This is a genomic window from Streptomyces sp. NPDC047117 (genome assembly GCF_040643545.1).
GTDB lineage: Bacteria > Actinomycetota > Actinomycetes > Streptomycetales > Streptomycetaceae > Streptomyces.
The window spans coordinates 500164-520902 of sequence record NZ_JBEYUN010000002.1 but is presented as its reverse complement, the minus strand read 5'-3'; the positions used below and the strand labels follow the sequence as shown (position 1 = coordinate 520902).

General features: G+C 72.2%; 17 protein-coding genes and 1 tRNA gene. 10 read left to right on the top strand and 8 right to left on the bottom strand.

Features of this window, described 5'->3' with window-relative positions; genetic code table 11:
- Positions 1 to 115: 115 nt before the first annotated feature.
- Together ABZ840_RS05425 and dcd are read right to left on the bottom strand one after the other, a co-directional pair.
- Positions 116 to 613 (bottom strand): phosphoribosyltransferase, encoded by a 498-nt coding sequence (locus ABZ840_RS05425; protein WP_361553628.1) that lies wholly within the window; start codon positions 611 to 613, stop codon positions 116 to 118.
- A gap of 97 nt (positions 614 to 710) precedes the next feature.
- The gene (gene dcd, locus ABZ840_RS05420; protein ID WP_361553625.1) at positions 711 to 1286 is read right to left on the bottom strand and encodes a dCTP deaminase; all 576 of its coding nucleotides are present in this window, start codon (positions 1284 to 1286) and stop codon (positions 711 to 713) included.
- A gap of 571 nt (positions 1287 to 1857) precedes the next feature.
- Here dcd and ABZ840_RS05415 point away from each other — a divergent pair.
- Positions 1858 to 1931, top strand: a tRNA-Gly gene (locus ABZ840_RS05415).
- A gap of 67 nt (positions 1932 to 1998) precedes the next feature.
- Here ABZ840_RS05415 and ABZ840_RS05410 read toward each other — a convergent pair.
- From ABZ840_RS05410 to ABZ840_RS05400, 3 genes are all read right to left on the bottom strand, one after another.
- Positions 1999 to 3576 (bottom strand): M1 family metallopeptidase, encoded by a 1578-nt coding sequence (locus ABZ840_RS05410; RefSeq protein ID WP_361553622.1) that lies wholly within the window; start codon positions 3574 to 3576, stop codon positions 1999 to 2001.
- A gap of 436 nt (positions 3577 to 4012) precedes the next feature.
- Positions 4013 to 4399 carry a hypothetical protein gene (locus ABZ840_RS05405; RefSeq protein WP_361553619.1) on the bottom strand — a complete coding sequence of 129 codons (387 nt, stop codon included), beginning with the start codon at positions 4397 to 4399 and terminating at the stop codon, positions 4013 to 4015.
- 133 nt (positions 4400 to 4532) lie between these two features.
- The gene (locus ABZ840_RS05400; protein WP_361553616.1) at positions 4533 to 4946 is read right to left on the bottom strand and encodes a hypothetical protein; all 414 of its coding nucleotides are present in this window, start codon (positions 4944 to 4946) and stop codon (positions 4533 to 4535) included.
- Between the two features lie 370 nt (positions 4947 to 5316).
- Between ABZ840_RS05400 and ABZ840_RS05395 the strand changes: the two genes are divergently transcribed.
- The 6 genes from ABZ840_RS05395 (at position 5317) to ABZ840_RS05370 (ending at position 12625) form a co-directional block, all read left to right on the top strand.
- Complete coding sequence (locus ABZ840_RS05395) at positions 5317 to 7737, top strand: phosphoketolase family protein (RefSeq protein WP_361553614.1); 2421 nt, start codon at positions 5317 to 5319, stop codon at positions 7735 to 7737.
- A gap of 607 nt (positions 7738 to 8344) precedes the next feature.
- Positions 8345 to 9973, top strand: coding sequence for an ATP-binding protein (locus ABZ840_RS05390; protein WP_361553611.1), 1629 nt, complete (start codon positions 8345 to 8347; stop codon positions 9971 to 9973).
- Positions 9970 to 10392 carry a roadblock/LC7 domain-containing protein gene (locus tag ABZ840_RS05385; RefSeq protein ID WP_361553608.1) on the top strand — a complete coding sequence of 141 codons (423 nt, stop codon included), beginning with the start codon at positions 9970 to 9972 and terminating at the stop codon, positions 10390 to 10392. The genes ABZ840_RS05390 and ABZ840_RS05385 overlap by 4 nt, the downstream gene beginning before the upstream one ends.
- Positions 10389 to 10742, top strand: coding sequence for a DUF742 domain-containing protein (locus ABZ840_RS05380; RefSeq protein ID WP_361553605.1), 354 nt, complete (start codon positions 10389 to 10391; stop codon positions 10740 to 10742). The genes ABZ840_RS05385 and ABZ840_RS05380 overlap by 4 nt, the downstream gene beginning before the upstream one ends.
- Complete coding sequence (locus ABZ840_RS05375) at positions 10723 to 11352, top strand: ATP/GTP-binding protein (protein ID WP_361553602.1); 630 nt, start codon at positions 10723 to 10725, stop codon at positions 11350 to 11352. The genes ABZ840_RS05380 and ABZ840_RS05375 overlap by 20 nt, the downstream gene beginning before the upstream one ends.
- A gap of 76 nt (positions 11353 to 11428) precedes the next feature.
- Positions 11429 to 12625 carry a cytochrome P450 gene (locus tag ABZ840_RS05370; RefSeq protein ID WP_361553933.1) on the top strand — a complete coding sequence of 399 codons (1197 nt, stop codon included), beginning with the start codon at positions 11429 to 11431 and terminating at the stop codon, positions 12623 to 12625.
- A gap of 43 nt (positions 12626 to 12668) precedes the next feature.
- Here the strand turns inward: ABZ840_RS05370 and ABZ840_RS05365 are convergent, their stop codons facing one another.
- On the bottom strand, positions 12669 to 13886 hold the full coding sequence (locus tag ABZ840_RS05365; protein ID WP_361553599.1) for a cytochrome P450: 1218 nt from the start codon (positions 13884 to 13886) through the stop codon (positions 12669 to 12671).
- A gap of 271 nt (positions 13887 to 14157) precedes the next feature.
- Between ABZ840_RS05365 and ABZ840_RS05360 the strand changes: the two genes are divergently transcribed.
- On the top strand, positions 14158 to 15162 hold the full coding sequence (locus ABZ840_RS05360; protein ID WP_361553596.1) for a cation diffusion facilitator family transporter: 1005 nt from the start codon (positions 14158 to 14160) through the stop codon (positions 15160 to 15162).
- 126 nt (positions 15163 to 15288) lie between these two features.
- Positions 15289 to 16266: a hypothetical protein gene (locus tag ABZ840_RS05355; RefSeq protein WP_361553593.1), complete on the top strand. Its 978-nt coding sequence runs from the start codon at positions 15289 to 15291 to the stop codon at positions 16264 to 16266.
- On the opposite strand, the gene ABZ840_RS05350 is transcribed toward ABZ840_RS05355, so the two are convergent.
- A complete protein-coding gene (locus tag ABZ840_RS05350; RefSeq protein ID WP_361553590.1) occupies positions 16253 to 17194 on the bottom strand; it encodes an NADP-dependent oxidoreductase in 942 nt (313 codons plus the stop codon). The two genes, ABZ840_RS05355 and ABZ840_RS05350, sit on opposite strands and share 14 nt — an antisense overlap.
- A gap of 198 nt (positions 17195 to 17392) precedes the next feature.
- Between ABZ840_RS05350 and ligD the strand changes: the two genes are divergently transcribed.
- On the top strand, positions 17393 to 18328 hold the full coding sequence (gene ligD / locus ABZ840_RS05345) for a non-homologous end-joining DNA ligase (RefSeq protein ID WP_361553587.1): 936 nt from the start codon (positions 17393 to 17395) through the stop codon (positions 18326 to 18328).
- Between the two features lie 63 nt (positions 18329 to 18391).
- On the opposite strand, the gene ABZ840_RS05340 is transcribed toward ligD, so the two are convergent.
- Positions 18392 to 20479 (bottom strand): PhoX family phosphatase, encoded by a 2088-nt coding sequence (locus tag ABZ840_RS05340; protein ID WP_361553584.1) that lies wholly within the window; start codon positions 20477 to 20479, stop codon positions 18392 to 18394.
- Between the last annotated feature and the right edge of the window lie 260 nt (positions 20480 to 20739).

Here is a 20739-nt window from a genome sequence, read left to right as displayed (position 1 = left end):
GCGGAACACCCGGCACAGGATTGGCCCGAATTCGCCATGCACCTCAACCGGCACACGGGAGGGGGTAGTTGGCCCTCAAGAAAAGAGCGATACCCCGGTAAGAAGGAAGGGTTTCTCAGGCGTCGAGAACCTGACCCTCGCGCCGGACGACCGGCGGCTCGACGCTCCACGGGAAGTTGATCCAGTCGTCCGTGCGCTGCCAGACGTACTCGCACTTCACCAGCGACTGCGACTTCTCGTAGATCACCGCGCTGCGCACCTCGGCCACGTTCCCCTGGCAGAAGTCGTGCACCAGCTTCAGCGTCTTCCCGGTGTCGGCGACGTCATCGGCGATGAGCACCTTCTTGTCGGAGAAGTCGATCGCGTTCGGCACCGGAGCCAGCATGACCGGCATCTCCAGCGTCTCGCCGACGCCCGTGTAGAACTCCACGTTCACCAGGTGGATGTTCTTGCAGTCCAGCGCGTACGCCAGACCGCCGGCGACGAACACGCCACCGCGCGCGATGCTCAGCACGATGTCGGGCTCGTACCCGTCGTCGGCGATGGTCTGCGCCAGCTCGCGGATGGCGACACCGAAGCGCTCGTACGTCAGATTTTCCCGGACGTCAGTCACGTATCTCTCTCAGCCCTCTAGCGATCCCGCCCCGCGGCGCGGCTCCCCTGCGAGCGCACCGCCGGGCCACTGCTCTCCCCCGCCGCCGTACGGATCATCAGACCTGCGTACGGTGGAAATTCTTGTACGACCGCGAGGGCGTCGGCCCGCGCTGCCCCTGGTAGCGGGAGCCGTAGCGCTCCGACCCGTACGGGAACTCGGCCGGCGACGTCAGCCGGAACATGCACAGCTGCCCGATCTTCATGCCCGGCCACAGCTTCATCGGCAGCGTCGCGACGTTGCTCAGCTCCAGCGTGACGTGGCCGCTGAAACCGGGGTCGATGAACCCGGCGGTCGAGTGCGTCAGCAGCCCCAGCCGTCCCAGCGAGCTCTTGCCCTCGAGCCGGGAGGCGATGTCGTCGGGCAGCGTGATGACCTCGTACGTCGACGCCAGCACGAACTCGCCCGGGTGCAGGATGAAGGACTCGTCCCCCTCGGGGACGACCTCGCGCGTCAGGTCGGGCTGCTCGACGGCGGGGTCGATGTGCGGGTACCGGTGGTTCTCGAACACTCGGAAGTACCGATCGAGGCGCACATCAATACTCGACGGCTGGACCATCGACTCGTCGTAGGGATCGATACGCACCCGGCCCGCGTCGATCTCGGCCCGGATGTCCTTGTCTGAGAGAAGCACGCCACGAGGATACGCGTCCGGTACCCGGGGCTCCGCATCCCGCTTCCGCCCCGCCTTCCCGCCCCGTGCCGCCCCGGCCCGTCCAGCCCCGTCCCGCCCCGGGACAGCCCCCGGACAGCCGTGAGGGCCCGGCCCCTCCAAGGGGGCCGGGCCCTCACGTCCTCTTTAGCGCTTCTCCATCTGCACAGGGACCGCGTGACGCAGCCGCGCACAGCGCGGGCACCGCAGCAGCCGACCGGGACCGAGCCGGTCGGTGGTCTGCATGGGGAACGAAGCGGTGCTGAACACGTGCCCCTCGGCACAACGGACGACGGTGCGCTCCATCAAGTCCCTCTCCCAAACGCATGGACAACAAAAGCCACATTAGGGGATGAACTGGGCGCACTCCCAGGCGGCATGCCGAACGCGGGAAGAGTCCCCACCGTACGCCTCAACTCCCGCGGCCCGCACCCCGCATACGCCCCCCGCGCCACCCCCGGACATGACAAAAGCCTCACGGCCAAATGCACCGGAGGCGAGGGATGGGGTACAGTGTGCGACGATGCACCGCCCTGCAAGATCAGGCGGTCACGCGGGTGTAGTTTAATGGTAGAACATGAGCTTCCCAAGCTCAGAGCGCGGGTTCGATTCCCGTCACCCGCTCCAGTGGTCAAGGCCCAGCACAGGGGGATTCCCCTCGGCTGGGCCTTTGTGTTGTTCGGGGTGAGGGCGGTCAGTGGGGGTTGGACGGCTTCCAGTTGGGGTGGGTGGGCATGGGGGGTGTGGTTTTGCCGTGGAGCCAGGACTTGACGTACGGGGTGAGGTCTTGGCCGGAGACGCGGTTGGCGATGTCGATGTAGTCCTGGGTGGTGGCTGAACGGCCCTGGTAGGTGCGGAAGAAGGTGGTCTCGATCTTTCGGAAGGTCGACTCGCCGACCTTGTTCCGGAGGCCGTAGAGCATCAGGGCGCCGGGGGCGTCCGTGTTGAAGAGCAGGCTGGTGGCCTTCTTCAGACGGGCGGGCGGGCCGCCCGTGGAGCGCTGCTCCGCGTCTCCCGCGTACTCCTTCTTCATCGCGGCGTCGAGGGCGTCTCCGCCGTGGGAGGCGGCGTAGAGCATCTGGTAGTAGGTCGCGTGGCCCTCGCTGAGCCACATGTCGTCCCAGCTGCGTACGGACACGGCGTCGCCGAACCACTGGTGCGCGAGCTCGTGCACCATGATCGGGGTGAGTTTCGACGGCTCCACCGTCAGGGCGTGAGCGGAGAAGGTGGAGAGCGTGGCGGTCTCCAGGGCCACGCCGTTGTAGTCGCTGTCGACGCCGAGGACGCCGTACCGGTCGAAGGGGTAGCGCAGGCCGAGCGCCTTCTCCAGCCAGGAGATCTGGCCTGCGGTGCGCCGTGCGTTCGAGACGGTCTTGTCGTACTGGTCGGCCGGCACCCAGCTGCGGACGGGCAGGCCGTGCGGGCCCCGCTGGTCGACGGCGCGGAACTTGCCCACCGCGAGCTGGGTGACGTGCGTGGGGATCTCGTCGCGGGTGGTGTACGTGTACTCGTCGCGGGAGCCCGCGAGCCGCCGGTGCCGTACGAGGTCGCCGTTGGCCACGGCCTTCGTGCCGCGCGGCACGGTGACGCCGAAGGTGATGCGGGCCTTGTCGGACGGCACGTCGTTCGAGGGGAAGAAGAGGTGGGCCCGGTCCGGCTGGCCCATGAAGGCGAAGCCGTCCTTGGTGTTGATCCAGCTCTTGACCGGCCACTCGATGCCCTTGGGAAGGTGATAGGCGGGCGAGACCGGGTCCTTGGCACGGTCGGCGGTGTAACGGATCCTCACGCGGAAGGCGTTGCCGTCGCCCACCGGCCTCTCGGGCACGACGTGCAGCTTCTCGCGCTTGGCGTCGGTACGGAAGCGGGCCGGACGGTCGTTGACGGTGACCTTTTCGATGTCCTTGACCGCCGAGTCGAGGCTGAAGCGGGAGAGGTTCTGCGTGGCGATGGCGTCCATCACGGAGTCGGCCCGCATCCGGGTCGTGCCGGCGCGGTAGTCGAAGTGGACGTCGTAACTGTGCGCGTCGTAACCGCCGTTCCCGAGGCCGGGTAAGAGGCGCTCGTTGCCGTGGTCGGCGCCGGGCCGGGCATCCGCCGCGCCGGCGCCCGCCGGGTAACAGCCGGTGGCCGTGAGCGGTACGAGGAGCGCGAGGGCCACAACCGAGGCTCTCTTCTTCACGGACCCGGCCGCGGCGTTGACGGGTCCGGCCCCGGCGTTGACGGACCCGGCCGCGGCGTGTGCACCGGTCTTTCGGAGCGGTACGAAGGGCATCGTGGGGGGCTCCTTCCTCCCCGTCCGGCGGGCCGGTCGAGAGCGGCGCCGCTGGACGGGCCGCCGGTGGACGTGCCGGTACGGAGACGGTGCGCGAGAGTCGTTTCCCGGCGGACGTGACGTCCGGCAGGACCGCGGAGGCAGGGCACTGCGCCCTGCCTCGTGCGACGACTCCGAGGCTATGCAGGGGCCAAATACCGGCACGTCGCCTTCGGGAGGTACTTCCGACACCTGCCGTCACACCGGGGCATGACGTTCCGGTAAGCCCGGAGGGCGATAGGTGTGATCCTCGAGAGGTACGCCTCATCGTGGGAGCGGGGCGAGGGCAGGCTCGTACTCTGTCGCTCCCGCCGCACCCAGCACATTGGGCCACGTCCCCTGCGGTGGAGGGGGGTTACCCCCGGCGCGTGGTGCGCCCCGCCGGGCCGGCCTCCGCTTACCGTCCTGCCCTGCGGGCCACGTCGCGGGCCCACAGGACGAGCGGGGCCTGGAGCGGGAGGCGCGCGAAGGCCGCGTTCCGGAGCGGGGCGGGGCGGTGGCGCCAGTCGACGGCCATCTGGACGTTCGCGGGGAAGACGCCGACGAAGAAGGCGGCCGTGGCCAGCGCCGCCACCCGCCGGGTCCGCGGGTGGGCCACGCCGGCCGCCAGGGCCAGCTCGGCCACGCCGCTCGCGTACGTCCAGCCGCGCGCCGAGCCGGGCAGGGCGCGCGGCACGGTCGTGTCGAACGGCTTCGGCGCGGCGAAGTGCAGCACCCCCGCACCGGCCAGCAGGCCCGCGAGCAGCTTGGGTGAACGAGCGGTGCGGTCGGCGGTGCGGGACATGACGCCTCCTGTGCGGGCCGGGGTGCGGCCGGAAGTACGGGCCGGGGCGCGGCCGTAGGTGCGGGCCGGGAGACGCGACGTTACTCCGGAGTAAGTTGGCTCGTAAGAGGTTCCGACCCCGCCGTGACCGGTGTCACCGCTCGTGGATGTGCTGGTCCCGGCCCGCCTGATAGACCCGGGCCGAGCCGGACGCGGTGGCGTGCTGGGTGATCACCGGTGCCGCCGGGGCCACGTCGGGGGAGACCTCGTCGAGCAGCGCGCGCAGGTCGTCGGCGACGTCCGGGCGGGCGGCGAGGAGGCGGCGGATGCGGCCCTGCCAGTCCCGGCGCAGCTCCTCCTCGGTCTCCTCGTCGGCGGAGTCGCGGGCCGCGAGCAGGTCCTCGCGGGCGGCCTCCAGCTCGGCCGAGACGGCGTCGGCACGGTCCGGGCGGGCCCGCCGCCACAGGCCGACGACCCCGTCGCGTACGCCCTGCCAGGCCTCGGTGGCCATCAGCGTGACGAGCGTCGTGCCGGCGGTGCCCGCCAGCGTCGCGATCTCCGGATCCATCCGCGCTCCCCCTTCGCGTACGGCGGCCGTCCGCCGCCTTCCCTGCCCGCACGGTACGTGACGTGCCCACCTTCCGCAGGACGTCCGTAGGCATCGCTCCTCCGGCCCCCTTCCGCAGGGCATTCGCGGGCATCGCTCCCCCGGTCCGCCTTCCGCCGGGCGTCAGCCGCCATGCCCCTTCCGATTCACCTTCCGTCGGGCATCCGCCATCACCCCACCCCCCGATTCCCCATCCGCAGACCGTCCGCCGGCATCTCTCTTCCGGTCACGGGTACCGCGTACCCCGGCCGATCCTGCGTTGCCGGGTGGCGCCCCCGCTCCCAGCATGGAAAGGGTCGGTTCGACGGGTAGGCCGGAGAAGGGTTGATTCATGCGGGATGCACCGGGGACCGGGACGGCGGTGGCCGGCGGCGAGCGGGGCGCCGGCACGCTGTCCGACGAGGACGTACGGGCACTGGACGCCCACTGGCGGGCGGCGAACTACCTCGCAGCGGGCCAGATCTACCTGCTGGGCAACCCCCTGCTGCGCGAACCGCTGGCGCCCGAGCACATCAAGCCCCGGCTGCTGGGCCACTGGGGCACCTCGCCCGGCCTCAATCTCGTCTACACCCACCTCAACCGGGTGATCGTCGAGCGCGACCTGGACGCGATGTGCATCTGGGGGCCCGGGCACGGCGGGCCCGCGGTGGTCGCCGGGTCCTGGCTGGAGGGCAGCTACTCGGAGATCTATCCGGACGTCGCGCAGGACGAGCCGGGCATGGCGCGGCTGTTCAAGCAGTTCTCGTTCCCGGGCGGGGTGCCGAGCCATGTCGCGCCCGAGACGCCGGGCTCGATCCACGAGGGCGGCGAGCTGGGGTACTCGCTGGCGCACGCGTACGGAGCCGCCTTCGACAACCCCGACCTGGTCGTGGCCTGCGTCATCGGCGACGGCGAGGCGGAGACCGGCCCGCTGGCCACTTCCTGGCACTCGAACAAGTTCCTGGACCCGCGGCACGACGGCGCCGTGCTGCCGATCCTGCACCTGAACGGGTACAAGATCGCCAACCCGACGGTGCTCGCCCGGCTGCCCGAGGAGGAGCTGGACGCGCTGCTGCGCGGGTACGGACACGAGCCCGTCTACGTCACCGGCGACGACCCGGAGACCGTGCACCGCGAGCTGGCCGCCGCCATGGACCGTTCGCTGGACCGCATCGGCACCATCCAGCGCGCCGCCCGGGAGGGCTCCGCCGCCCCGCCCGCGCGGCAGCCCTGGCCGGTGATCGTGCTCCGTACGCCGAAGGGCTGGACCGGGCCGCGCGAGGTCGACGGCAAGCCCGTCGAGGGCACCTGGCGCGCCCACCAGGTCCCGCTGGCATCCACCCGCGAGAACCCCGACCACCTGCGCGAACTGGACCGCTGGCTGCGTTCCTACCGGCCCGAGGAGCTGTTCGACGAGCGGGGCGCGCCGCGCGAGCAGGTGCTGCGCTGGGTGCCGAAGGGCGCGCGCCGGCTGGGTTCCAACCCGCACACCAACGGCGGGCAGCTGACCCGCTCGCTGCCGATGCCGCCGCTGACCGAGTACGCGGTGCCGGTCAAGCGCCCCGGCACGGAGCTGCGCGAGCCGACCAAGGTGCTCGGCAAGCTGCTGCAACGGGTGATGGCCGACACCGCGGAGAGCCGGAACTTCCGGCTGGTGGGCCCGGACGAGACGGCTTCGAACCGGCTGCAGGCGGTGTACGAGGCCTCCGGCAAGAACTGGCAGGACAGGCTGCTGGACACCGACGAGGACCTGGACCGGCACGGCCGGGTGCTGGAGATCCTCTCCGAACACACCTGTCAGGGCTGGCTGGAGGGCTATCTGCTCACCGGCCGGCACGGCCTCTTCTCCTGCTACGAGGCCTTCGTGCACATCGTCGACTCGATGGTGAACCAGCACATCAAGTGGCTGAAGGTCACCCGCGACCTGGAGTGGCGGCGTCCCGTCCCGTCGCTGAACTACCTGCTCAGCTCGCACGTCTGGCGCCAGGACCACAACGGCTTCTCGCACCAGGACCCGGGCTTCGTCGACCACGTGCTCAACAAGTACCCGCCGGCCGTCCGGGTCTATCTGCCGCCGGACACCAACACCCTGCTCTCGGTGGCCGACCATGCGCTGCGCAGCCGGGACTACGTCAACGTCATCGTGGCGGGCAAGCAGCCCACCTTCGACTGGCTGGACATGGACCAGGCCATCGCACACTGCGCGCGGGGCGCGGGCGTGTGGGACTGGGCGGGCACCGAGCGCGGCGGCGACTCCCCTGACGTGGTGCTGGCCTGCGCGGGCGACGTGCCGACCCAGGAGGTGCTGGCGGCGGCCGCGCTGCTCCGCGAGCACCTGCCCGAGCTGGCCGTACGGGTGGTCAACGTGGTGGACATCGCGCGGCTGCTGCCCAGCGAGGACCATCCGCACGGGATGAAGGACGCCGAGTACGACGCGCTGTTCACCCCCGACAAGCCCGTGATCTTCGCGTACCACGGCTATCCGTGGCTGATCCACCGGCTGGCGTACCGCCGTACCGGCCACGCGAACCTGCACGTACGCGGCTACAAGGAGCGGGGCACCACGACGACCCCGTTCGACATGGTGGTCATCAACGACCTGGACCGGTTCCGGCTGGTCATGGACGTCATCGACCGGGTGCCGGGGCTCGCCGTACGGGCCACGGCGCTGCGCCAGGAGATGCAGGACGCGCGCCGGCGGCACCACGACCACATCCGGCAGCGCGGCACCGACATGCCGGAGGTCGCGGACTGGAAGTGGCCGTACGAGTGACCGGCACCATGACCCGCGCGTGACCGGCACCGTGGCCCACGCGTGACCGTCGGAAGGTGACGCGCCCGCCCGACGCCGCGGACCGCCGGATCCCGGCGAGCAGCCGCCGGCGCACCTGCGTTCCCGGGTGCGCGCCCGACACCGGCGGCTTCGTCGCGGAGCCGCCGGTGTCGGGCGCCTGACCGGCAGGACAGGGGCCGGCCGGGCGACGGGCGGGGCGGGCGCCGGACCGCAGTACTCCGGCGCCCGCCACCGCCCGGTCGACGGGAATGCCCGGCGAGGGCTGCCGGCCCGACGGGCATTCCCGAGTCCGGGCCGCCCGGGCGTACGGGTCCCCGGCGGGACCGGACGCCGGACGGCGCGCGGCGCATACCGGAACCGTAGCAGTTGATAATCATGTTCAACAAGGGTAGGTCGCGAACTGCGCAGATCCGGTGGAAGCGCACGTGAGGACAGAGCCGCGCTCCGGGTCCGGACACACATTCAAAAGTTCGTCCCTACGCGGAAGTTGCTCGCCGGTAGGAAGCGGATAGGGTGCAGTCGATCTTCGCTTGTCCTGCGCCCGCAGGGCTGTTTGCGACCCCGCGACCGCCCGAGGACCCGTTTGATGTCAGCTCAGACACCCACCCGTCCGCAGCCGGCGCGCTCGCCCCTGGCGGCGGCGCTCTACGCGCTCCTCGCCGCCCTCGTCGTGACCGGCGGGCTGGCGCTGTGGCCGGTGCTCGCCGGCCCGGCGGAGTCGCGGGCCTGGCTGGCGTGGTGCTGCGGCACGGCGGCGGTGGCGCTGAGCGTGCTGCTGGCGGCCACGGTGTACGCGTTCCGTACCGCCGCCCGGCACCGTGCGCGGCTCGCCGGGGTGGAGGCCGCGGCGGAGCAGCTCGCGTCCGAGACGCTGCCGGCGCTGGTGACCCGGCTGCGGGACGGCGCCTCGGTCGGCACCGCACTCGGCCACACCCCGATGCCGGAGTCCGCCGCGCACCGCCGCATCGTGGAGACGCTGGCCACCGAGGTCGGCCGGGGCGAGCGGATGCGGGCCGCCGCGATGTCCGCCTGCGCCAGCGCCGCCGGCCGGGTCCAGGCCCTGGCCACCAGCATGCTCGCCGACCTGCGCGAGATGGAGCACCGGCACGGCGAAGAGGTCCTGGGCGACCTGCTGAAGCTGGACCACAGCACCGCGCAGGCGGGCCGGCTGGCGGACAGCATCGCCGTACTGACCGGCTCCCGCTCCGGCCGCCGCTGGAACAAGCCGATCACCATGGAGAGCATCCTGCGCGGCGCGATGGGCCGGATCAGCGCCTACCGCCGTATCCGGCTGCACAGCAGCAGCACCGCGGCGGTCGCCGGGCACGCGGCCGAGGGCGTGATGCACGCGCTGGCCGAGATCATGGACAACGCCACCTCCTTCTCGCCGCCCACCTCGACGGTGCACGTGTACGTCGAGGAGGCGCAGGCCGGCGTCGTGATCAGCGTCGAGGACAGCGGCCTGGTCATGACCGAGACGGCGCTGCGCCGCGCCGAGGCGGCGGTCTCCGCGAAGACGCTGGACCTGATGTCGCTGTCCGGCACCCGTCTCGGCCTCGCCGTCGTCGGCTGCCTGGCCGGCAAGCACGGCCTGACCGTCTCCTTCCGGCCCTCGGCGCGCGGCGGCACGAGCGTCGTCGTGCTGGTCCCGCAGCACCTCATCTCCCAGCAGCCCCCGCACCGGCCGGACGACACCCGGACCGCGGCCGGCGAGGGGCGCGCCACGAGCCTGCGCGCCGCGCACGACCGGCAGGACCGCGAGGTGCACGAGCGTGACGTGCCCGAGCTGCCCGCCACCCGCGAGCGCGGCGACGCCACCGCGACGCGCGCCGTACGGGAGGCTACCGACGAGCGCTTCACCGTCCCCGACCGGGACGCGGGCACCGCGCGCGACGGGGGCGCGTCGCCGAGCCCGGACGACCCGCACGACCGGAGCACGCCCCACCGGGACGCGCCGGACGTGCCCGCGCCGCGCGGAGCCGGCCCGGCGCCCGCGACGGAGTACGGACCGAGCGGGCTGCCCAAGCGGCGGCGCGGCCAGACCCTGGCCGGCGCGCCCATCCCGCAGAACCCGTCGGCCACCGGACGCACCCGCGGCCGCTCCCACGCGGAGTCGGCGGCGCGCCTGCGCTCCTTCCGCCGGGCCGTGCAGGGCGAGGCCCCGCCCGCCCGGCCCACCACCCCCGAAGAAGCCCCGAAGGACGATCCCCGATGAACACCACCGACAACCGCCTGGACTGGATGCTGGAGAACCTCCTGCAGAAGACGCCGGGCGCGCGGCACGCACTGGTGCTGTCCCGTGACGGCCTGAAGCTCTGCCACTCCAAGGACCTCAGCGTCGACCAGGCCGATCAGCTGGCCGCCATCGCCTCCGGCATCCAGTCGCTGTCGCACGGTGCCTCCGTGGAATTCGGCGACGGCAGCGGCGGGGTGCGGCAGGCCATGACCGAGTTCCACGGCGGGATCCTCTTCATCGTCGAGGCGGGGCACGGCGCACATCTGGCCGTGGTCGCCGTCGAGGACGCCGACGTCGGCGTGATCGGCTTCAACATGAACGAACTGGTCGAGCAGATCGGCGAGTACCTCAGCGCCGCGCCCCGCGAGGACGGCGGCGCGCCGGGCCGACCGGCATGAGCCCGCTGGGCCCGGACGACGACCCGGACCGGCTCTATACCGTCACCGGCGGCCGCAGCCGGGCCACCGGCAGCTCCTTCGACCTGGTCACGCTGATCGTGGCCGAGTGCGAGCCGGCGCCCGGGATGCAGTCCGAGCACAGCCGCATCCTGGAGCTGGCGCGGCGCCCGACGGCGGTCGTCGAGCTGTCGGCGGAGCTGCGGCTGCCGGTGAGCGTCGTCCGGATCCTGCTCACCGACCTGCTCGACACGGGCCGGATCACCGCCCGCCATCCGCGCACGCCCGCCCGGGCCGAGCTGCCCGAACCCGACCTGCTGAAGGAGGTGCTCGATGCACTCCACCGCCTGTGACGACACGGCCGGGACCGCCGTGGACGAGAACGTACGGGCCCCGTTGCACCAGTCCGCCGAGAACGGCCTGAAGATCGTGATCGTCGGCGGCTTCGGCGTCGGCAAGACCACCATGGTCCGCTCGGTCAGCGAGATCCGTCCCCTCAACACCGAGGAGACGATGACCCAGGCGGGCGTGGGCGTGGACGACCCGGCCGGCGTCGAGGGCAAGTCGACGACCACCGTCGCCTTCGACTTCGGCCGCATCACGATCAACGAGCGCAACGTCCTGTACCTGTTCGGGGCGCCCGGCCAGGAGCGTTTCTGGTTCCTGTGGGACCGGCTCTTCTCCGGCACGCTGGGCGCGGTGGTGCTGGTCGACACCCGGCGGCTGGACGACTCCTGGTACGCGATAGACCGCCTGGAGGCCCACGGAATGCCGTTCGTGGTCGCGCACAACGACTTCGGCGGCGAGCGCCACACCCTGGAGCAGATACGGGACGCGCTGGACCTCTCCCCCGGCGTGCCGCTGATCGCCTGCGACGCCCGTGACCGGGAGTCCAGCAAGCAGGTGCTGATCTCCCTCGTCCGCCACCTGTACGCGCTCACCGCCCAGGAGACCACCGCATGACACATGTTCAGGAGGGTGCACCGTGACCGAAGCCCCGCAGACCGCCGGCTGCCCCGTCCCCGCCGGGGCCGTCCCGCTGTACGGCGAGGGGCTGAGCGGCGATCCGGCCCGGCTGTACCGGGAGATGCGCAGCCGGCACGGTGCGGTGGTGCCGATCCTGCTGGACGGCGGCTTCCCGGCCTGGTTCGTGATCGGCTACCGCGAGCTGCACCAGGTCACCTCCGACCCCGAGCTGTTCCCCCGCGACTCGCGCCGCTGGCACGCCTGGGACCGGGTGCCGGACGACTGGCCGCTGCTGCCGTTCGTCGGGTACCAGCCGTCGGTGATGTTCGCCGAGGGGCCCGAGCACCGGCGGCGGGCCGGCGCGATCAGCGACGCGCTGCTGGCGATCGACCAGTTCGAGCTGCGGCAGATCTGCGAGCGGGTCGCGGACCGGCTGGTCGACGCCTTCGCCGGGCGCGGCGAGGCGGACCTGGTGGCCGAGTACGCGGCGGGGCTCCCGCTGCGCGTCGTCGCCGAGCTGTACGGCGCCCCCACCGAGGAAGTCCCCGAACTGGTACGGGACATCGCCGAGTCGCTGGACGTCCACGAGGGCGCGATCGACGCGCACCGGCGGGTCGCGGAGCGGATGGCCCACCTGGTCACCGCCAAGCGCGGGCAGCCCGGACCCGACGTCCCCTCGCGGCTGCTCGCCCACACGGCGGGGCTGACCGAGGAGGAGGTGGTCATCGACCTGCTGGTGGTGATGGCCGCGGCGCAGCAGCCCACGGCCAACTGGATCGGCAACACGCTGCGGCTGATGCTGACCGACGACCGCTTCGCGGTCAGCCTGACCGGCGGGCGGCGCAGCGTCGGCCAGGCGCTGAACGAGGTGCTGTGGGAGGACACCCCCACGCAGAACTTCATCGGGCGCTTCGCGGCCCGGGACACCCAGCTCGGCGGCCACCGCATCAAGGCCGGTGACATGGTGGTCCTCGGCCTGGCGGCGGCCAACAACGACCCGCTGGTACGGCCCGACTTCACCGCGGCCGACGCCGACGGCAACCAGGCGCACATGGCGTTCAGCCACGGCGAGCACGCGTGCCCGTACCCGGCGCCGCAGCTGGCGGAGGTGATCGCGCGGGCGGCGGTGGAGGTGCTCCTGGACCGGCTGCCGGACGTGGTGCTGGCGGTGCCGGACAAGGACCTGGTCTGGCACCCGTCGGTGTGGATGCGCGGCCTGACGGGGCTGCCGGTCACCTTCACCCCGACGTACACGCCGGGGCCCGCCTGAGACACGGGACCGTACGGGGTCGCCCCCGTACGGTCCCTCGTGCTCAGCCCACCGGCGTGAACGTGACCGGCAGCGCGTCCAGGCCGCGGGTGAAGACGCCCTGCTCGCGCGGGGTGGCCCCGTCCTCGATCGCCGCGTCCGGCAGCGCGTCCAGCAGCTGCCCGATGCCGGCCGCCACCTCGGCCTTGGCCAGCAGCGCGCCGACGCAGAAGTGCCGGCCGAGCGCGAAGGCAAGGTGATCGGCGGCGGCGGAGAACGCCGTCGCCGACTTCAGGTCGTCGCGGAAGATGTCGAAGGTGTCCGGGTCCGCGTAACGCCGCTCGTCCCGTCCGGCCGCGCCGATCAGGCAGGTCACGGTGGCACCCGCCGGCACCTTGCCGCCGCCGATGAGGACGTCCTCCGCCGGCTGCCGCATGATCATGTGGACCGGGGGCGTGTACCGCAGCGTCTCGGCGAAGGCCCGCTCGATCAGCGACCGGTCCTCCCGCACGGCGGCCAGCTGCTCCGGGTGACGCAGCAGGTTGTGCATGACGCTGGATATCGCCTTGTCGGTGGTCTCCCCGCCCGCGGCCAGCAGCAGGCTGCAGAACGCCTTGATGTCCTCGTCGCTCATCGCCGTGCCGTCGATCTCCGCGGTGCACAGCGTGGAGAGCAGGTCGTCGCCGGGGTTCGCGCGCCGCTCCCGGATGATCGGCAGCATGTACGCGGCGAACTCCTGCTGCGTCCGCAGCCCCGCCTCGGCCACCTCCGGGTCCTGGCTCAGGTTGCCGAGGAAGCCGATGATCGCGGTGTACCAGCGGTGGAAACGGTCGTAGTCGCCGCGGTCCAGGCCGAGCATGTCGACGATGACGTTGACCGGGAAGCGGGTCGCGAACTGCGCGACGAGGTCGGCCCGGCCCGCGTCGCGGAAGCCGTCGATGAGCTCGCGCGCGTTGCGGTCGATGACCGGCTGGAAGGTCTCCTGGAGGGGCACGCCGCGGAAGGCGGGCGCCACCAGGGCCCGGCGTACGGAGTGTTCGCGGCCGCTCATCTGGAGGATGGTCCGGCCGTGCACCGGCTCCAGCTGCCAGTCGTAGTTGTCGGTGGTGAACGCCGGGTCCTTGAAAGCCCGCTCGACGTCCTCGTACCGGGAGACGATGTAGCTCTGGGTGGGCTCGTGGTGGAGCAGCGGGAAGTCGTCGCGCATGACGCGGTACGCGGCGTACGGGTCCGCCATGAACTCGGGCGACAGTATGTCCGGCGCTTCTCGGTTCGCGGCCAAGAACGCTCCCTGGGGGTGTGGATGGGGTTCCTGCGGTCCGTAACAAGATCGTCTCTGTCCGGCGCCCTTTCAAGACCGGCAGCGGAGATCCTTTTCGGTACGACGCGCGGGGCAGCCGCCCGCACAAGGCCCTGAGCTGCGGCGATACCCGGATGCCGGGGGAATGACAACGGGTACCGATGCAGCCTTTGGATCTTTCGCCGAAGTGCGGTTTCCTTCGGTCGAGGGCCCTTGCGGCAGCCACGCCGCCCGACCCAGGAGGGAGTGGGGCATGACGGGGCACGCCCACGCGCACGGTGATCACTCAGGCCACTCGCACGCCGTTGCGGCGGACGCGGACCGCCGCTGGCTGCGCGCCGCACTGATCCTGATCACCGCGTTCATGGCCATCGAGGTCGTGATCGGATTCATCGCCCGGTCCCTGGCCCTGATCTCGGACGCGGCACACATGCTCACCGACGCCGCCTCGATCGTCCTCGCGCTGATCGCGATGCGGCTGGCGGCCCGCCCGGCACGCGGCGGCTACACCTACGGCCTCAAGCGCGCCGAGATCCTCTCCGCCCAGGCCAACGGCGTCACGCTGCTGGTGCTGTCGGTCTGGCTCGCGTACGAGGCCATCCACCGGCTCATCGAGCCGCCCGAGGTCACCGGCGGGCTGGTGGTCGTCACCGCGCTCGCCGGAGTCGCGGTGAACCTCGTCGCGACCTGGTGCCTCTCCAAGGCCAACCGCTCCAGCCTGAACGTCGAGGGCGCCTACCAGCACATCCTCACCGACCTCTTCGGCTTCATCGCCACGGCGGTGTCCGGTGCGGTCGTGCTGACCACCGGCTTCGCCCGGGCTGACGCCATCGCGTCGCTGCTGGTGGTCGCGCTGATGCTCAAGGCGGGCATCGGACTGGTCCGCGACTCGGGCCGGATCTTCATGGAGGCCGCGCCCGCCGGCGTGGACCCGGACGCGCTGGGGGACCGGGTCGTCGCCGCCGACCGGGTCGTGGAGGTCCACGACCTGCACGTATGGGAGATCACCTCCGGCGATCCCGCGCTCTCCGCGCATGTCCTGGTCGAGCCCGGCGGCGACTGTCACAAGGTACGCCGCACGCTGCAGGAGCTGCTGGCGGCCGAGTACGGCATCACGCACGCCACGCTCCAGGTCGACCATCTCGGCGAGCAGGACGGCGAGGAACTGCTGCGCATAGGGCATCGGGCCGACCCCTCCGGCGCCCACTGTGCCGACACCCACGGGCCCGTGCACCGGGCGGGGCCGCACGACCACTGAGCCGGGAGCGACGCGACTCACGTGGCCGGATCGAGCGTCGGCGGGACGGGGCGCGGCACACTTGCGGGAGAACGGGCGCCCCTGGCGCGCCCGGGAGGTGCCGGTTTCACGTGAAACGGAGGAGACATGGCAGCGAGCGCACCGGCCCGCACCGGCGCTCCGACCGTCCTCGGACCACCGCCCCGCCACCGGCCTCGTGCCGCTCTGGCCGTCGTGCTGCTGGTGCTCGGCTGTCTCCTGGCGCCACCGGCCCTCGCCGCCGGCTGGGCACGTGCCGAACTGACCGACACGGCCCGCTACACCGCCACCACCGCGCCGCTCTCCCGCGACCCCGCCGTCCAGCGGAACATGGTCACCGCGATCACCGACGGCGTGATGCGCCGGGTGGACCTGTCGCCGCTGGTGGACGCCGTGCCACCGGCACAACGCCCCGCGGTGCGCGAGCGGTTCACCCATGGCGTCCGGGATTTCGTGGCCACCCAGATCCGCGGCGTGGTCACCTCGCGCGGCTTCCCCGCCCTGTGGAACCGCGTCAACGGCACCACCCACGCCTCCCTCGTCACCGCGCTCTCCTCGTCCGGTGAACGGACCGTGGAGCTCGACCTCCAGCCCGTCGTCGACCGTGCCCGGGCCCGCCTCGTGCACACCGTGCCGGCCGGCGCCCGGCTGATCCAGCGGGTCCATGTCTCCGGCACCACGCTCACGCTGCTGCGGTCCGACGAGGTGGCCGAGGTGCGCGGCCCGTACGCGGCGGTGCGTACGCTCGGCCGGCTGCTGCCCGTCGCCGCCGGTCTGTGCCTGGTGGCCGGGCTGCTGGTGGCGCCGCGCCGCCGCCGGGCGCTGATCGGTACCGGCCTGGGCTGTGCCGTGGGCGGCGCGCTGCTGCTCGCCGTGGTCGCCGTGGCCCGCGGCTACGCCCTGGACGTGCTGCCGCAGTCGGTGACCCCGGCGACGGGCGCCGCGGTCTTCGACACGCTCACGGCGAGCGCCCGGACCGGTGGCCTGCTGCTGGGCGCGGCGGGACTCGTCACCGCCCTGGCGGCCTGGCTGCCCGGCGTCCTCGCGGGGCGGCTGCGGGCCCGCCGGGGGCTCAGAGCCCGATGACCGTCTTGCCCTGCGCCCGGCCGCTGCGGCTGCGGGCGAGGGCCGCCGGGGCGTCCTCCAGCTGCACCTCACTGGTGATCAGCACGGTGAGCCGCCCGGCGTCGAGCTGATCGGCGAGGATCGACAGCAGCTGCGGCGAGGGCCGGTTGAGGAAGTTGAAGCCGCGCAGGTTGTGCTCGATGAGCATGTCCGTGTCGGCCGCGCCGACCGTGGACACGACCGTGCCCCCGTCCCGTACGACACCGGTCAGCTCCGCGAACGCCTCCGCCCCGCTGACCAGGTCGATCAGGATGTCCACGCCGTCCGGGTGGGCGGCCCGCACCTGATCGGCCACCGGGCCCTGGGTGTGGTCCACCGTGGCCGCCGCGCCGAACTGCCCCATCAGCTCCGCGCTGCCCGCCCGTGCGGTGGCGATCACCTCGGCGCCGCGCTGCGCGGCCAGTTGCGTGACGAAGGTGCCGACGCCGCCGGTCGCACCGACCACCAGCACCCGCTTGCCCTCCACGACCCGGGTCTCCTCGACGAGGTTGTACGCGCTCGTGCCGGCCGTCGGCACCGCGGCCGAGGTCGCGTACGTGACGTTCCGGGGCGCGGGCGCGACGGCGTCCTCCGCCGCCACGGCGTAGTCCGCGTACGAACCACCGCCCCTGCCCACCAGCTGGAACTGCCCGAACACCTGGTCACCGACCGTGCAGCGGCGCACGCCGGGCCCGATCGCGACCACCTCGCCCGCCCCGTCGGCCCCCAGGACCAGCGGGAAGGTGTGCGGCGCCGCGTCCTTGAGCATGCCGTCGGCGATCTTCCAGTCGACCGGGTTCAGGCCCGCGACCGCCATCGCGACCAGCACCTCGCCGGGCCCCGGCTCGGGCTGCGGCAGGTCCATCAGCTCGGGCTCGGCCCCGAAGGCGCTGACTGCTACGGCTCTCATCGCGGCGTCCCTTCCACTTCTCCGTACCCGGCACCTGTCCGGCCCCTGCCGCCAAGGATCGTAAGCACGCCGGTACCGCCCCGCACGGCAGGCGAACGGCCGTGGCCCGGAAGCAACTCGTACGGCCGTCCCCGGCGGCGGTCCGGGCACCGTGGCGGCGGGTTTGGCACACAGCCGGCGCGGTTACCCCTCCCCCTTATGAAGGGCGACAAGAAGGACGAGGAGACCGTACGGGCGGGCCGTCGTACTGTCGCGATCACCCGCCCCGGCAAAGTGCTCTTCCCGGACGACGGCCTCACGAAGCTGGACGTGGCCGAGCACTACCGGGCCGTCGCCCCGCGCGCGCTGCCGCACCTGCGCGGCCGCCCGCTGATGATGGAGCGCCATCCGGACGGCATCGGCGGCCGGCCCCTGATGCAGAAGAACGCGCCGGACTACTTCCCCGACTGGATCCGCACCTCCGTGCAGGAGAAGGCGGGCGGCAAGGTCACGCACGTCGTCTGCGACGAGGCCGCCACCCTCGTCTACCTCGCCGGGCAGGCCTCCCTCACCCAGCACCGCTGGCTCTCCCGGGAGGACACCCCCGACGACCCCGACCTCCTGATCTTCGACCTCGACCCCTCTGAGGGTGCGGACTTCGAGGACGTGCGCTGGGCGGCCGCCCGCGTCCGCGAACTGTGGGACGAGGTCGGGCTGCCCGTACGGCTGATGACCACCGGCTCGCGCGGCCTGCATGTCATCGCGCCGCTGGACGCCAAGCACGACTACGACACGGTGCGGGACTTCGCGCACCGCGCCGCCGGACTGCTCGCCGACCGCCACCCGGACCGGCTCACCACCGAGCAGCGCAAGGCCGACCGCCCTACGAAGGGCGGCCGGGGCCGTATCTACCTCGACGTACAGCGCAACGCCTACGCCCAGACCGCGGTCGCGCCCTACAGCGTGCGTGCCAAGCCGGGCGCGCCGGTGGCCATGCCCCTCACCCGCGACGAACTCGACGACCCCGACCTGACCGCCCAACGCTGGACGCTGCGGACCACCCCGGAACGCCTGGAGGCGGCCGATCCGTGGTCCGGTGACGGCTGGCGGGCCCGCTCGGTGAGCGCGGCGGCGAAGCGGCTGCCGGAGGAGTGAGGCGCGGCGAAGTGCCGGGCCGGGCGTACGCCGCGGAGGCGAACGCCCGGCCCGCTGTACGCCTCAGACGCCGATGTCGTCGCCGTCCTTGCGCCAGACGCTGATCACCGACGGACGGACCAGCTTGCCCGGGCCGTCCGGCCAGTGCGACGCCGGCTGCTCCACGCTCGCGCCGTCCACCTCGCCCGGGTGCTGCACCGCGACCAGTACCCGGCGCTCCTGCACGATCGGGCCGCAGGTCTCGGCGCCGGTCGGCACGGTCAGGAACTGCCGCACCTGGCCGCGCCGCGAGCCGGTGGTGGCCACGCCGAAGAGGCCGTCGTGGCTGCCCAGGGCGTTGCCGTCGGTGGAGATCCACAGGTTGCCGTGCACATCGAAGGTGATGTTGTCGGGGCAGGAGATCGGGCTGACCTGATCCTTGGGGAACCCGCCGAAGTACGTCGTCGGGTCCTCGGGGTCACCGCAGACCAGGAAGAGGTTCCACGTGAAACGTCCGGCCGCCGGGTCGTCGCGGTGCTCGGTCAGCTCCAGGATCTGGCCGTGCTTGTTGCCGTTGCGCGGGTTGGCCTCGTCGGCGGGGGCCTTGCCGTCCTTGCCCCGGTCGCTGTTGTTGGTCAGCGCCACGTAGACCTTGCCGGTACGGGGGCTGGGCTCGACGTCCTCGGGGCGGTCCATCTTCGTGGCACCCACCTTGTCGGCAGCCATCCGGGTGAAGACGTAGACCTCTTCCGCGGTCATGCCGGGCACGTGCGAGGTGGTGCCGGTGGCGAGCGGGATCCACTCGCCGTGGCCGTCGAACTCGCCGTCCGCCGGCAGCTTCCCCGATCCGTCGATCCCGTCCGCCGGGCTGTCGCCGGTGAACTTCGCGACGTACAGCGTTCCCTCGTCCAGCAGCGTGCGGTTGTGCTCACGGGCCGCCGCGCTGTTGCCGCGCTTCATCCGCTTGGCGGAGACGAACTTGTAGAAGTAGTCGAACTTTTCGTCATCACCCATGTAGAGCACAGGTCGGCCGTCAGGGGTCAGCCGCGGCTCGGCGGCCTCGTGCTTGAAGCGGCCGAGCGCGGTGAGCTTGCGCGGGGTGGAGTCGGGGTCGAACGGGTCGATCTCCACGACCCAGCCGAAGCGGTTGGTCTCGTTCGGCTCCTTCGCCACGTCGAAGCGCCGGTCGAACCGCTCCCACTTGCGCTCGCTGGCCGCGCCCTTGATGCCGTACCGCTTCAGCCGCTCCGCGGTCTTCGCGTCGCCGGCCGCGTCGCCGTTGGCGAAGTACTGGTTGAAGTTCTCCTCGCCGGACAGCACCGTGCCCCAAGGGGTGATGCCGCCGCCGCAGTTGTTGAGCGTGCCGAGGATGCGGGTGCCCTCGGGGTCGGCGGAGGTCTTCAGCAGGTCGCTGCCGGCCGCCGGGCCGGTCACCTCGAACGGCGTGGTGCCGGTGATCCGGCGGTTGAGGTGGTGGCGGCGTACCGCGGTGAGCCGGCCGCTGCGCCGCTCCTCCTGCGCGACGAGCACCGTCAGGCCGTGCGCCTGGAGGCCGATCTCCGCCTGTGCGCGGGTGGGGTTGTCCGCGTCGTACCCGGCGAACATCAGGGCCTCGTCGGTGTACTCGTGGTTGATCACCAGCAGTTGCCGGTCCCGCTCGCCCGGCAGGTCCAGCACGGCCATGTAGTCGTTGTTGTAACCGAACTGACCGGCCTGCGCCTTCGCGGACTGCCGGTCCGCGTCGAACGCCGGGGCCCCGCGCAGCACCGGGTCGCCCCAGCGGATCACGATGTTCTGCTCGTGGCCTGCCGGGACGGTCACGGAGTCGGCGGTGTTGGGCGCGACGGGCGCGAAGCGCAGGCCGCGGGCGGGGCGGCGGGCATGGCGGGTGGCGCCGGCCGCCGTGCCGGACGCGGCGCCGGACTCCGCCGCGGTGGCGGGGGCGGCGCCCGGGCCGACGAGTGCGGCACCGGTGGCCGCGGCGGCCGTGACGACGGCGCTCGCGCGCAGCACGGACCGGCGGGAGAGCGCACCTGCGATCACGTCACCGACGTAGGCGTTGTCGCTGGTGTTGGGTGTCTCGTGGAAGCAGGCGTCGCCGCAGCGGTAGCGGCAGGTCATGGCCGAACGGCCGCCGGGGTGCGAGCCGATCAACGGCAGCAGCTTGCGCACGGTGTTCCTTCCCTGGTCCGGCCGGTGTGCCGGTCCGTAGGCCTGTCGGCCGGTATGACGATGAGTCGTGTGATCAGCGGCGACGGTATGGGCACAGGTCCGACACGCGGCGACAAAAAGATGAACTGACGGTGAATCCGGGCGGCTTCGGCTCGTGCCGCAGCACGACGCGCGGGGTCCCACGATGCGATAGGGATAGGCCGCTACCCTTTGGTGTCCGTCCAGGTCAGGAACGCGCCTCGTTTTTCGGACATTCGCCG